This window comes from Catenuloplanes atrovinosus, from assembly GCF_031458235.1.
Taxonomy (GTDB): domain Bacteria; phylum Actinomycetota; class Actinomycetes; order Mycobacteriales; family Micromonosporaceae; genus Catenuloplanes; species Catenuloplanes atrovinosus.
Genome location: NZ_JAVDYB010000001.1, coordinates 2,471,978 through 2,484,797, shown reverse-complemented (window position 1 = coordinate 2,484,797; position 12,820 = coordinate 2,471,978). Strand labels below are relative to the sequence as shown.

Genomic DNA, 12,820 nt, shown 5'->3' with positions numbered 1-12,820 from the left:
CCTCCGCGATGATCCGTGAGTGTGACCCTATAGAGCCCGCCGCCGGCCCACCGCGGGTCACGTGGCGCCGCCGGCCCGCGGCGTCGCGGTGCGGGTCACGATGTCCAGCGTCCGTGCCCGCTCGCCGACCGGAAGCAGCACCACATCGGTCGCCCCCGCGTCCCGGAGCCGGTCCAGCGCCCGCACCACGGCGGCCTCGTCACCGACCACGACCGTGTCCGCGACGCCGCCCAGCCCGGCGCGCCGCAGCGAGGTCCGGTACGCCGGAAGCGCCCCCGCGCCGGCGAAGTCGCGGGCGATCCGCTCGCGTACCGTGTCCGGATCGGTCGTCAGCGCCACCACCAGACTCACCACGATCCGCGCGCCGTCCGGCTGGCTCGGCACCAGCCGCTCCGCGACGATCTCCGGCGTGACCCAGGTCGCCACCACGCCGTCGGCCAGCTCACGGGCCAGCCCGAGCATCTTCGGCCCGAGCGCGGCCAGCAGCAGGTCCGGCGCCGGCGCGGTGATGTCCAGTGCGGCGTCGCCCGCCCGTGCGCCGTGCAGCAGCGGCCGGAGCGTCTCCAGGTAGTCGCGGGTATGCCCGAGCGGCGACTGGTACGACATCTTGAGCTGCCGTTCCACGTACCATGCGTGACCCGGCCCGACGCCCAGCGCCAGGCCGCCACCGGCCGCCCGCAGCGTCAGCGCCTCCGTCGCCATGGTCACCGGATGCCGTGGGTAGGTGAGCGCGATCGCGGTACCGACCTCGGCCGGCCGTTCGCGGAGCAGGGCCAGCAGCGTCAGCGGATCCCATCCGCCCGCCATCTGATTGGTCCAGAAGCTGTCGAGCCCGCGACGTGCGGCGTCCGCCGCCGCGGCGACGACGTCGGCGGGAGAGTCGGTGACGAGCAGGCCGGTTCCGATACGCATGGGCACATCACATCGCCCCGCCGGCGTCCGATCGATGGTCAACCCCACTCGGCAGCGATCACATTCCGTGATAGATCAGGTGGAGTGGAACTGAGGGCACTGCGCTACTTCGTGACCGTCGCCGAGGAACTGCACTTCGGCCGCGCCGCCGAGCGGCTGCACATCGTGCAGCCCGCCGTCAGCCAGCAGATCGCCCGCCTCGAACGGGAACTCGGCGTCCAGCTGCTCGACCGCACGTCCCGGCGCGTACGCCTGACTCCCGCCGGCCTCCGCGTCCTCGACGCCGCCCGCGACACGCTCGCCGCCGCCGCCCGCGTGCGCGTGGTGGCCGGGGAACACGCCGCCCCACTGCGCATCGGCGTCGAGTCCTGCGTCACCGACCGCCTGGACCGCGCCGTCACCCGCCTGCGCAACGCCGCCCGCCCCGCCGACCCGGTCCTGATCGACCTTCCCGTCCCTGCCCGCCTCGACGCCGTACGCACCGGTGACCTGGACCTGGCCCTCATCCGCGGCACGTTCACCGCCCCCGGCCTGACCGTCTCCCACGCCTGGTCCGAGCCACTTCACGTGGTGCTCGCCCGCGCGCACCCGGCCGCGGCTCACCCCACGGTCACGCTGCGCGACCTGGCTCCCGACGGCCTCCGGCTCCCCGCCCGCCACCACGACCCCGCCCTCCTCGACGCGATCGTCGCCGCCCTCCCGCCCGGCCTCCCCCACCAGCCCGCCGGTGACCCGGTCAACGTCCTCTTCGAGGTCGGCTCCGCCCCACACACCTGGACCGTCCTCCCCGCCGAACACCTCGCCAACACCCGCTCCACCCGCATCCGCGCCGTCCCCCTCGACCCGCCGATGACCATCAACGGGTACGTGGTGGCCTCCCCCGCCATGCCCGCTCCCTGCATGCGCACCTTGACCACCGCCTTCGCCGACTGACCTCCCCATCCACCACCCACTCCCCCATCGCCCACCCGGCCCGCCAGTGCCCCACCCGGTCAGCACCCACCCGGCCCGCCAATGCCCGAACCGGCCAGCATCCACCCGGCCCGCCAATGCCCGACCCGGCCAACACCCACCCGGCCCGCCAAAGCCCCACCCGGCCAGCACCCACCCGGCCAGCGCCCGAACCGGCCAGCGCCACCCGATGATCTACACCACGGCGCCACCCGATATATCACCAACGATCGATCCGTGGGAACCACCGCGTCATCACTGGTAGCCGCACTCGCCTTCAGCACCGGCCCACAGCGGCACCGCGCGTGGATGAGATCCACCCACGCCCATACGCGGCCGTCGTCAATACAGGAGGGTTGACGTCTGGATGGGTTGATTAAACGACTTGATGGGGTTGATAGATTGACGCAAGGTCATGAGCGCCAGCGCGAAGCCCCGGCTCGCTGGCCGGCAACCCTCCGTCGCGCGGTCGGGGTGCCCCGGGTGATGACCGGGCCCGGCGGACCCGCCGGGCAACACCGCGACGTGGAGGCGCACATGCCTGACATCACCCTACGCACGGCCGGGATCGCCGATGTCCCCGCGATCGCCGCGCTGCACGCGGATAGCTGGCGCCGTCACTATCGGGGAGCGTACACGGACGCCTACCTGGACGGTGACGTGCTGGCGGACCGCCAGGCCGTGTGGTCGGCGCGGCTCGCGGCCGCGGCGGGCACGGCGGGCACGGCGGGCACGGCGACGATCATCGCGGAGCACGACGGTGACGACGGGATCGCCGGTTTTGTCCACGTGGTGCTCGATCGTGATCCGGTCTGGGGCAGCCTGGTCGACAACCTGCACGTGGTGCACCACCGGCACCGATCCGGCGTGGGACGGCGGCTGCTGGCCCGCGCGGCGCGGATCGCGGTCACCGCGGCGGACTCGAACGTGCTGCACCTGTGGGTGCTGGAGCAGAACGTGGCCGCGCAACGGTTCTACCTGGCGTGCGGCGCGGAGAACCGCGAGCGTGGCACCGCCTCGCCACCCCGAGGCGACGCGTCCCGCCTCAACGGCACCCCGGGCAAGTTCCGCATGGTCTGGACCGACGCGACCGTCCTCGCCCACCTCGACAGCGAGCCACCTCACCCCGGCGCGGCGTAGCCGACCCGGTCCGAGAACCGCGGCAGGAGGGACGACGGCGCGGCGGCACACCGGGGACCGGCAGCGGACGGCGACCCCTCGCTCCCAGGAGGACCTCCCGCCGCGGCGTAGGGCCTGCAGGGCGGCCGGGCGAACCGAGCCGATCAGCACGGCGGCGGAGACGGCTGCGGGCAGCGGAACGGGCCACGACGTGGGAAACGTCAGCCGCGGAGGGCGTCGCGGGCGAAGCCGAGCAGGTCGGCGCGGCGGCACACCGGGGACCGGCAGCGGACGGCGACACCCCGCTCCCAGGAGCACCTCCCGCCGCGGCGTAGGGCCTGTAGGGCGGCCCGGCGAACCGAGCCGATCAGCACGGCGGCGGAGACGGCTGCGGGCAGCGGAACGGGCCACGACGTGGGAAAGGTCAGCCGCGGAGGGCGTCGCGGGCGAAGCCGAGCAGGTCGGCGCGGCGGCGGAGAGGGCTGCGGTAGCGTGGGCGGCCGCCGACGCGGATGCGCAGGGCCTCCTCGATGACGCGGTGCCAGCGCGGATCGTAGGTGGCGGTCGCGTACGCGGCCGCCGCCGTCTTCGAGGTGACGCGGCCGGCCGCGAGCGTGTGCCGCAGCCGCGCCACGCCCAGCACCGTCCACGTCGTGGCCCACTCCGACAACCCCAGCGGCGACCGGGACAGCTGCGTCACCCACGGCGTCCAGTACGTTTCGAGGTTGCGGCGCGTCGAGGCGGCCAGGGCCGGCCAGTCGGTGAACACGTCCGCGGCCGGGCCGCGGATCGGCACGCCGCCCTGGGCGAGGACGTGCCAGGTGACCAGGTTTCGCTCGAAGTCGGAGGCGGCGGAGACGCGCCACTCGTGCGCGGCGATCCCGGGTGGCAGCGTGGCCGGGTCGGCGCGCAGGTCGTCCCACGAGACGTAGAGTCCGTCGAAGTCCGGGGCGGCGTGGCGCGTGTGCAGTTCGGCGTGGATGCGGCGGATCGCGGCCACGTCCGGGGCCGAGGAGGTCACGGCCACGAAGTCGATGTCGCTGACGCCCGGGTGGTAGTCGCCCAGCGCGACGGAGCCGACCAGGTACAGGCCCTCGACCAGGCCGGGCGCGTGCCGGTCGGCGATCTCCAGGTAGGCGGCGGCGACGTCCCGCGGATCGATCACGGCCGACACCGTAGTAACCACGGGCAACGTACGATCATGGGATACACGGCACCACCGGCTCCGATCCCGCGACCGCCCAGGCGGCGCGCGTTCTCGCCTGGGCGGGCACGCTGTCGCCCGCGGCCGGCGGCGTCCGGGTGGTGGCGGTCGAGGGCCGTTCCGGGGCGGGCAAGACCGGCCTCGCCCGCGCGCTCGCGCACACCCTGGATGCCCCGCTGGTACGGATGGACGACCTCTACCCCGGCTGGGACGGCCTGCTCGGCGGCGTCGGCGCGCTGCGGGAGTGGATCCTGGAGCCGCTCGCGGCCCGCGACCCGATCCGCTGGCGGCGCTGGGACTGGGCGGCGGGCACGTACCGTGACTGGGAGCCGTTGACCGTCGGCACCGACCTGATCGTCGAGGGTGTCGGCTGTGGAGCGCGCGCTCTCGCCCCGTACCGCAGCGGGCTGGTCTGGATCGACGCGCCCGAGGCCGTCCGGCGCCGGCGTGCGCTGGAGCGCGACGGGGACGCCTACGCCCCGCACTGGGACCGCTGGGCCCGCCAGGAGGACGCGTTCTACGCCACGAACCAGGTCCGCGCGCACGCCGATCTCGTCATCGACAACACCGGCACGCCGTTCTGTCCATGACCGCGTTGACCCGGAGCCGCGGCCTCGCTCTGGTGAATGGATGACGATAGAACTCATCCGTGACCTGATCATCGTCAACGACGACCTCCGCCGGGAGATCGTGGCCGAGGTCGACCACGGCGTGGCCCCCGCCGGCGCCACGATCATCCTCGCCGCGCGCGAGATCCGCCACGATCCCGGCTACCTGCTCCGGCTGGAGGGCTACGCGCTGCTCATCGTGGCCGACGTCTACGCCGGCAACGGCGGCACGGTCGACTGCGGCGGCTCGCCGGGCACGGACGGCACCGCCGGCGGCAAGGGCCCGGACGGCTTCGCGGCCGCGGGCACGCGCCGCCCCGGCGGTCCCGGCGGCCCGGGAGGCGCCGGGACCGCGGGACACCCGGGCTGGCCGCTGACCGTGATCGCACAGCAGATCTCCGGCGTCCGGCTGCTCGCCACCGGCGGTGCCGGCGGCCGCGGCGGCGCGGGCGGTCCGGGCGGCACCGGCATGGACGGCGTCGCCGAGGTGCCCGGCAAGATCAGGGGCCGCCCGCCCACCGACGGCGGGCGCGGCGGGGACGGTGGCCCCGGCGGCGAGGGCGGCCGGTCCGGATCGGTCATCCTGCGGTACGTCACCCGGGGCGCCGGCGTGACCGTGGACAGCTCCGGCGGTTCCGGCGGGCCGGGCGGCGCGGGCGGTCCGGGCGGCGCCGCCGGGCAACCGGACGACCTGTCCGACACCGGAACGGACGGCGCGACCGGCACGCCCGGCCTCACCGGCACGGCCGGCGCCACGACGGACCCGATCAGCACCGGCGGCACGATCGACCAGTGGTGGCAGCACGCCGTGCTCGCGCTCGGCACCACGGCGGGACACTGGGCGCAGCACCGCATCCGCGTCGGCGAGTACCTCTTCCGCACCTATCGGCGCGCCGAGCAGACCGCGCCGACCCGCCGGGCCCGGGCGCTGGACGAGTTCCTCGCGGCGATCCGGCTCTCGCCGAACGCGGACCGGGCGGTGCGCCGCGCCCAGCAGATCAACGCGGACCAGACGCCGGCCGGCATCGCGTACAGCGACGACGTCATCCCCGACTTCCCGGCGTACGAGCGGGTGGTGACCGACTACGCCGGCATGGTCCTGGGCCTGTTCAGCGACGCGCAGCACATCCTCGTCAACGCGGCCGACGTGCCGGGCAACCGGCTGCGCCTGCAGAGCCAGGCGCGGGAACTGCGGAACGCGCTCACCGTCCTGGTCCTGGAACGGACCGGCGCGCTGAAGCAGCGGCAGATCGCGGACAGCCGGATCGCGCAGGCGGAGGCGCGGATCAACGACAACGACACGGCGGTCCGCGAGATCCGCCAGAAGCTCGCCCAGCAGCGGCTGGAACTGGACGGCAACGTCGTCGGCGATCTGCTCACCATCATCGGCGCGGTCGCGGCGCTGGTCGCGGCCGTCTACACCGGCGGCGCGTCGATCGCCGCGTTCGTCTCCGCGATCGGCCTGACCGCCACGCTGGGGAAGTCGCTGAGTTCGGGCACGTTCGACGCCACGACCGGCACGTACCGGATCGGGGACGCGTACCTGACCGACTGGGTCGACTGGAAGCCCGCGCCGCGGCCGGGCCCGAACCCCGGCGACCCGCCGGTGCAGCCGGGCCCTCGCCTCAAGCCCGAGGCGCAGGCGCTCGTCGGCGGCATCCAGGACGCCGTGAAGCAGACCACGGAGTTCGTCTCCGCCGTCCGGGTGCTCAGCGAACTGCTTCAGGCCAAGGTCGACGGCGAACTGCTCAACGCGGAGAAGGAGCTGGTCAAGCAGCGGCTCCAGCTCGTCCTGGACCGCGCGCTGGCCGAATTGGAGAAGGACCGGGCGGTGATCGAGCTGGCCGTCTGCGACGCGCGGCAGGCCGCCGCCGAGTCCGGCCTGCGGGACGTCGACGCCCAGCAGAGCGCGCTCACCGCGAACCTCGGCGAGCTCGGCGCGCTCGCCCGGCTGCTCGTCACGCAGGCGCAGGCCTACGCCGACGTGCTGATGAAGTACGCCTACCTGGCCGCGCGCGCCCTGGACGACTGGGCCTTCGAGGACAACGCGCGCCACCTGTCCTTCGACGTCGGGTACGTGCACCCGGACATCGAGCAGCACGCCTACGCGGCGCTGCGGCGGGGCGACGGCGGCCGCATGACGGCGCTGCTGTCGGCGTACGTGACGTCCTGGTCGCGGCTGCCGGACGTGCTGTTCATGCGGGACCGGTACGTGTCCTACACCCAGCAGCTCGTCGGCAACTTCCAGATCTGGACGTTCGACGACCCGGTGGTGCTGGAGGCGCTGCGCACGCACCTGACCACCACGCTGACGGTGCCGCTGACCGACATCGACCCCAGCCGCTACGAGCTGAAGGTCACCGAGGCCTTCGTGTCGCTAGTCGGCGCCACCGCCGGGGTCACCCGGGTCACGGTCCTGCTGGAGCATCCCGGCGTCGCGGTGAACCGGCGCCTGGACGGCGTGACGGTGGAGTCGCTGTCACCCGCGCGGCGCATCCCGTTGGCCGCCGCGTTCAGCGCGGACCAGTTCGGCGGCCCGGTCGGCAACGACGCGAGCCTGTTCTGGGGCCGGAGTCCCGCGACGGCGTGGCGGCTGTCGGTCGAGGCCTCGGCGGTGGCGTCCACCGGGCTGGACCTGACGAACCTCGGCCGTGTGCAGCTGGCGCTGGCGTACCGGTCGCGGCTGCTCTGAGGCTCGGGGGCGGGCCGGAGCCCGCCCCCGGCCGGTCGTCAGAACGCGGCCAGCACCGCGCCGTTGTACTTCTGCGCGATGAAGTCCTTGACCTGCTGGGAGTGCAGCAGCTTCTCCAGCTTGACGATGCGCTCGTCGGTCTCCGAGCCGGTGCGGACCACGACCAGGTTCGCGTACGGGTTGTCCGTGCCGGTCTCCAGCGCGAGCGCGTCCGCGGCCGGGTTGAGCCCGGTCTCGATCGCGTAGTTGCCGTTGATCACGGAGAGCGCGGTGTCCTCGAGGCTGCGCGGTAGCTGCGCCGCCTCCAGCGGCTCGAACGTCAGGTTCTTCGGGTTGGCGGTGATGTCCTGCTCGGTGGCGTTGACGCCGACGCCGTCCTTGAGCGTGATCAGCCCGTTGGCGGCGAGCAGGTTGAGCGCGCGGCCGGAGTTGGACGGGTCGTTGGGGATCGCGACCACGCCGCCGTCCGGGACCGCGGTCAGCTCGGTCACGGTCTTGGAGTAGACGCCGAGCGGCTCGATGTGCACCGGCTTGAGCGGCGTGAACGTGTAGCCCTTGGCCGCGATCTCCTCCTCCAGGTACGGCACGTGCTGGAAGTAGTTCGCGTCCAGCTGCTCGTCCTGGAGCGCGGTGTTCGGCTGGACGTAGTCGTTGAACTCGACTATCTCGATGGTCAGCCCTTCCGCGGCGGCGAGGTTGTCGCTGACGTACTTCAGGATCTCACCGTGCGGTACGGGCGTGACGCCGATCTTCAGAGCGCCGCCGGCAGCGCCGCTGTCGGAGTCGTTGCCGCAGGCGGCCAGCCCGGTCAGGAGCGTGGCGGCCGCGGTGAGGGCGACGAGGGTACGACGCATCATGGCTTACCTTCCTGAGGGTTCATCGGTGGGAGAGACGGCGCACGACGAGATCGCCGACGCTCTGCACGGCCTGGACGAACAGCACCAGCACCACCACGGTGGCGATCATCATCTCGGTCTCGAAGCGCTGGTATCCGTACCGGATGGCCAGGTCGCCGAGCCCGCCACCGCCCACGGTGCCGGCCATCGCGGAATAGCCGACCAGCGCGATGATCGTGATGGTGAGGCCGGCCGCCAGGCCGGGCCGCGCCTCGCGCAGCAGTACCTTGTGGACGATCTGCCAGCGGGACGCGCCGGCCGCGACCGCGGCGTCGACCACGTCGCGCGGCACCTCGCGGATCGCGGTCTCCACGATCCGCGCGAAGAACGGGATCGCGCCGATGGTCAGCGGCACGATCGCGGCGTCCGTGCCGATCGTGGTGCCGACCACCGCGCGGGTGAACGGGATGACCGCGACCAGCAGGATGATGAAGGGCAGCGACCGCCCGACGTTGACGATCAGCCCGAGGACCGCGTTGACCGGCGGCGCGGACAGCAGCCCGCCGCGCTCGGTCAGCACCAGCAGCACGCCGATCAGCAGCCCGCCGAGCGCGGTGATCGCCGCGGAGATCCCGACCATGTAGACGGTCTCCCACAGCCCTTCACCGAGCAACGGCCAGATGTCCGCCCAGGTCATGCCGCACCTCCTGCCTCGCCGCGGTCCCCGCGTGGCCGGCGCCGAGCCGATGATTCGCTCGCGAGGCTCATGCCCGCACCTCCGTCGGGATTCCGCTGTCGCGCAGCCAGGTCAGCGCGGGTGTGTTGTCGGCCGGGGTGCCGGGCAGCAGCAGGCGGAGGCGGCCGGCGCGGGTGGCGGCGAGCTGCTCGACCGTGCCGCCGAGGATGCGCACGTCCACCTCGAACCGGCGGGCCAGCTCCGCGATCAGTGGCCGTTCCGCCGTGTCGCCGCTGACCGTCACGTCCAGCACGGTCTGCCCCGGCAGGTCCGGCGCCGGACCGAGCCGGAGCAGTTCCGCCGCCAGCTCGGACCCGGGCCGGGCCAGGACGTCCGCGATCCGGCCGGATTCGGCGAACCGCCCGTCCCGCATGATCGCGGCGGAGTGGCAGATCCGCTTGACCACGTCCATCTCGTGCGTGATCAGCAGGATGGTCAGGCCGAGCCGCCGGTTGAGGTCGGCCAGCAGCGCCAGGATCGAGTCCGTGGTCTCCGGGTCCAGCGCGGACGTGGCCTCGTCGGAGAGGAGCACGGCCGGGTCCGCGGCGAGCGCGCGGGCGATGCCGACGCGCTGCTTCTGGCCGCCGGACAGCTGTGCCGGGTACGCGTTCGCCCGCCCCTCCAGGCCGACCAGCTCCAGCAGCTCCGCGACCCGGCGGGCGCGGGTGGCGCGCGGCACGCCGGTCACCTCGAGCGCGAAGGACACGTTCCCGGCGACGGTACGCGAGCTGAGCAGCGCGAAGTGCTGATGGATCATGCCGATCCGCCGCCGCTCCGTGCGCAGCCGCCGCTCCGGCAGCGCGGTGAGGTCGACGCCGCCGACCGTGACGGTGCCGGAGTCGGGCCGCTCCAGCAGGTTCACACAGCGCAGCAGCGTGCTCTTGCCGGCGCCGCTGCGCCCGAGCACGCCGTAGATCTCGCCCTCGGCGACGTCCAGCGAGACGCCGTCGAGCGCGGTCACCTCGCGGTGCCGTCCACGGTAGACCTTGCGCAGGTCCTTGATGCTGATCACGAATGAGTCCCTGGTCGGGGTGGTGTGCGGGGGATATGCACCGCACAGGTTACACTACCTACCCGATAGGTTTTAGAGACTTTCGACTCACGGCGCCCGGGCCGCCGGGCCACCCACACGGCGTCGACCAGCACCATTGTGCCCATCCGGCGGTGCCCGGCGCGCGATCTACCGCCTTTCTGTGCCGTGCGTAACATCCACGAAACGTTCGGATGGCACCTTCTACCTGTCAGATATATCTGCCAGATAGAAGGGAGGCGGCGATGCCACGATCCGGCCAGACCGACATGGCCGTGCTCGGCGCGCTCAGCATCGAGCCGATGAGCGGCTACGCGCTGCGCGAGTCGATCCGCGACGTGCTCGGCCACTTCTGGAGCGAGAGCTTCGGCCAGATCTACCCCGCGCTCGCCGGCCTGGAGCGCGACGGGTTCGTCCGCCGCGAGGGCGCGGCCAAGCGCGGCGCGTCCACGTTCGCGATCACCGCGGCCGGCCGCCGGCGGCTGCGCGAACTGCTCACCGAGCCGGTGCAGGCCGCGCCCGCGCGCAACGGACTGCTGCTGCGCCTGTTCTTCGGCCGCGCGCTGGGCACCGAGGCCTGCCGGGCGCTCATCGCCGGCGCCCGGGCCGACGCGGAGCGGCGGCTGCGCGAGTTCGACGCGCTCGACGCCCGCACCGCGGCCGAGCCGCAGTACGCGGACGACGCGCCGTTCTGGCACCTGACCATCTCGGCCGGCCGGCACCACGCCCACGCGGTGATCGCCTGGGCGGACGAGAGCCTCGCGGCCCTGGACCACCTCGACCCGGACGGACGGTGAGACCCATGACGACCATGGAGCGCACGGCCACGATCGCCGCGATCGCCGGCCTGCTCGGCATCGCGCTGTTCCAGCTGGCCCTGGCGCTGGGCGCGCCGCTGGGCCAGGCCGCGTGGGGCGGCGCCCACGCCGGCACGCTCCCCCGCGAGCTGCGGGTGGCCAGCGTGGTGTCCCTGCTGGTCTGGACCGCCGCCGCGACGCTGGTGCTCAGCCACGCCGGGCTCGGCCCGCTGTCCCTGCCCGGCGCGGTGACCCGGTGGGCCGTCTGGGCGCTGTGCGGGCTGCTGGTCGTCGGCAGCGTGATGAACATCGCGTCGTCGAGTCCCTGGGAACGGTACTTCTGGGGGCCGTACGCGCTGGTCATGGCGGTTTTGTGCGGGGTCGTGGCGCGCGGCGCCGCCGCCGGGCCGATGTGAACCGGCGTCCGCGCGATCCGTCTGGGGGGGTGAACTCACCTACCTCTGGAGGACGAACGTGTCAGACACCTTCCCGGCCACCCCGCCCGCGGACACCGGACGGCCCGGGCGCCGCTACGTCATCCGCGGCGGCACCGTGATGTCCCTCGACCCGGCCGTCGGGGACTTCGAGGCCGCGGACGTGCTGGTCGACGGCAGCCGGATCGTCGCGGTCGGCCCCGGGCTCGACGTCCCGGACGCGGACGTGATCGACGCGCGCGGCCGGGTGGTCATGCCCGGCTTCGTCGACACCCACCACCACCTGTTCGAGACCGGCCTGCGCTCGTTCCTGCCGAACGGCCTGCTGATCAACGACGGATCCGGCTCGCCGAGCGCCGACCCGTCCTACATGGACCACATCATCGGCCGGTTCTCGCCCGTCTACCGGCCGGAGGACGTGCACATCAACATGCTGTACGGCCGGCTGTCCCAATTGGACGCGGGCGTCACCACGGTGCTGGACACCTCGCAGATCCACCACACGCCCGAGCACAGCGACGCGGCCGTCCAGGCGCTGACCGACGCCGGTGCCCGGTCCGCGTTCGGCTACTGGGCGGGCGACGGCCGCGCCGAGTCCCGCTTCCCGCAGGACGCGTACCGGCTCCGCGAGCGGTACTTCTCCTCGGACGACCAGCTGCTGACCATGGCGATGGGCGGCGAGGTCGCGGCCGGCCCGGAGGCGGTCAGCGCCACCTGGGCGATCGCCCGCGAGCTGGACCTGCTGATCGCCGCGCACGCGTTCTCGATCATGATGCGGCCGGCGCTGGAGGACCTGGCCCGCGGCACCGGAGGCGCGGGCAGGGACCTCGGGCTCGGCCCGGACGTGCTGCTCATCCACATGGTGCACGTCTCCGACGAGGTCTGGCGCGCGGCCCGGGACGCCGGCGTCGGGGTGTCGCTCGCGGTGCCGATCGAGATGGCGATGCGGCACGGCACGCCGCCGCTGCTGCGCATGCAGGAGCTCGGCATGGAGCCGTCGCTCAGCTCCGACGTCGAGACCACCATGGCCGCGGACCCGTTCACGCTGATGCGGTCCACCATGACGATGCAGCGCATGCTGGTCAACCAGCTCGTCTTCGACCAGGGCGACCTCACGCCGGAGAACTTCTGGCCGACGCCCGCGCCGGGCACGCCGCCGCTGCTGCTCGACCGCGACGTGCTGCGCTTCGCCACCCGCAACGGCGCGGAGCACCTGCGCCTGGGCGGCCGCACCGGCTCGCTCACGCCGGGCAAGGAGGCCGACATCGTGCTGCTCGACGCGACCGCGCTCAATGTCGCGCCGATGAACAGCGCGCCGGGCGCGGTGGTGACGCTGATGGACCGTACCAACGTGGAGACCGTGATCGTCGCCGGCCGGGTCCGCAAGTGGCGCGGCGCGCTGCTGGACGCGGATCTGGGCCGCCTGCGCGCGGAGCTGGAGGCCTCGCGCGACCACCTGTTCCGCGCGGCGGACGTACCGCTGCGGCTGTTCCCGTAACGC

Annotated in this window: 12 protein-coding genes and 1 riboswitch; of the genes, 7 read left to right on the top strand and 5 right to left on the bottom strand. The window is 73.3% G+C overall.

Annotation, left to right across the window (positions count from 1 at the left end):
- Positions 1-57: 57 nt before the first annotated feature.
- Positions 58-912: an LLM class flavin-dependent oxidoreductase gene (locus J2S41_RS11180; RefSeq protein ID WP_310366405.1), complete on the bottom strand. Its 855-nt coding sequence runs from the start codon at positions 910-912 to the stop codon at positions 58-60.
- 84 nt (positions 913-996) lie between these two features.
- On the opposite strand from J2S41_RS11180, the gene J2S41_RS11175 reads away from it, so the two are divergent.
- Positions 997-1,845, top strand: a complete 849-nt coding sequence (locus tag J2S41_RS11175) for a LysR family transcriptional regulator (protein WP_310366403.1) — start codon at positions 997-999, stop codon at positions 1,843-1,845.
- Between the two features lie 429 nt (positions 1,846-2,274).
- Positions 2,275-2,388, top strand: a riboswitch (SAM riboswitch).
- A gap of 12 nt (positions 2,389-2,400) precedes the next feature.
- Positions 2,401-3,003 (top strand): GNAT family N-acetyltransferase, encoded by a 603-nt coding sequence (locus J2S41_RS11170; protein WP_310366400.1) that lies wholly within the window; start codon positions 2,401-2,403, stop codon positions 3,001-3,003.
- Between the two features lie 403 nt (positions 3,004-3,406).
- On the opposite strand, the gene J2S41_RS11165 is transcribed toward J2S41_RS11170, so the two are convergent.
- Complete coding sequence (locus J2S41_RS11165; RefSeq protein ID WP_310366398.1) at positions 3,407-4,147, bottom strand: nucleotidyltransferase domain-containing protein; 741 nt, start codon at positions 4,145-4,147, stop codon at positions 3,407-3,409.
- A 41-nt stretch (positions 4,148-4,188) separates the two neighbouring features.
- On the opposite strand from J2S41_RS11165, the gene J2S41_RS11160 reads away from it, so the two are divergent.
- The gene (locus J2S41_RS11160; RefSeq protein WP_310376349.1) at positions 4,189-4,776 is read left to right on the top strand and encodes a nucleoside/nucleotide kinase family protein; all 588 of its coding nucleotides are present in this window, start codon (positions 4,189-4,191) and stop codon (positions 4,774-4,776) included.
- Between the two features lie 40 nt (positions 4,777-4,816).
- Positions 4,817-7,486 (top strand): hypothetical protein, encoded by a 2,670-nt coding sequence (locus J2S41_RS11155; protein ID WP_310366396.1) that lies wholly within the window; start codon positions 4,817-4,819, stop codon positions 7,484-7,486.
- Positions 7,487-7,524: 38 nt separating this feature from the next.
- On the opposite strand, the gene J2S41_RS11150 is transcribed toward J2S41_RS11155, so the two are convergent.
- The 3 genes from J2S41_RS11150 to J2S41_RS11140 form a co-directional block, all read right to left on the bottom strand.
- Positions 7,525-8,343 carry a MetQ/NlpA family ABC transporter substrate-binding protein gene (locus J2S41_RS11150; protein WP_310366394.1) on the bottom strand — a complete coding sequence of 273 codons (819 nt, stop codon included), beginning with the start codon at positions 8,341-8,343 and terminating at the stop codon, positions 7,525-7,527.
- A 19-nt stretch (positions 8,344-8,362) separates the two neighbouring features.
- A complete protein-coding gene (locus tag J2S41_RS11145) occupies positions 8,363-9,019 on the bottom strand; it encodes a methionine ABC transporter permease (protein ID WP_310366392.1) in 657 nt (218 codons plus the stop codon).
- Between the two features lie 67 nt (positions 9,020-9,086).
- Positions 9,087-10,070, bottom strand: coding sequence for a methionine ABC transporter ATP-binding protein (locus tag J2S41_RS11140; RefSeq protein ID WP_310366390.1), 984 nt, complete (start codon positions 10,068-10,070; stop codon positions 9,087-9,089).
- A 263-nt stretch (positions 10,071-10,333) separates the two neighbouring features.
- Between J2S41_RS11140 and J2S41_RS11135 the strand changes: the two genes are divergently transcribed.
- From J2S41_RS11135 to J2S41_RS11125, 3 genes are read left to right on the top strand one after another with little or no spacing between them, the layout of a single operon-like run.
- Positions 10,334-10,885 (top strand): PadR family transcriptional regulator, encoded by a 552-nt coding sequence (locus tag J2S41_RS11135; RefSeq protein ID WP_310366389.1) that lies wholly within the window; start codon positions 10,334-10,336, stop codon positions 10,883-10,885.
- Positions 10,886-10,890: 5 nt separating this feature from the next.
- Positions 10,891-11,301, top strand: a complete 411-nt coding sequence (locus J2S41_RS11130; protein WP_310366386.1) for a hypothetical protein — start codon at positions 10,891-10,893, stop codon at positions 11,299-11,301.
- A 58-nt stretch (positions 11,302-11,359) separates the two neighbouring features.
- The gene (locus tag J2S41_RS11125) at positions 11,360-12,817 is read left to right on the top strand and encodes an amidohydrolase family protein (RefSeq protein ID WP_310366383.1); all 1,458 of its coding nucleotides are present in this window, start codon (positions 11,360-11,362) and stop codon (positions 12,815-12,817) included.
- Positions 12,818-12,820 lie beyond the last annotated feature (3 nt).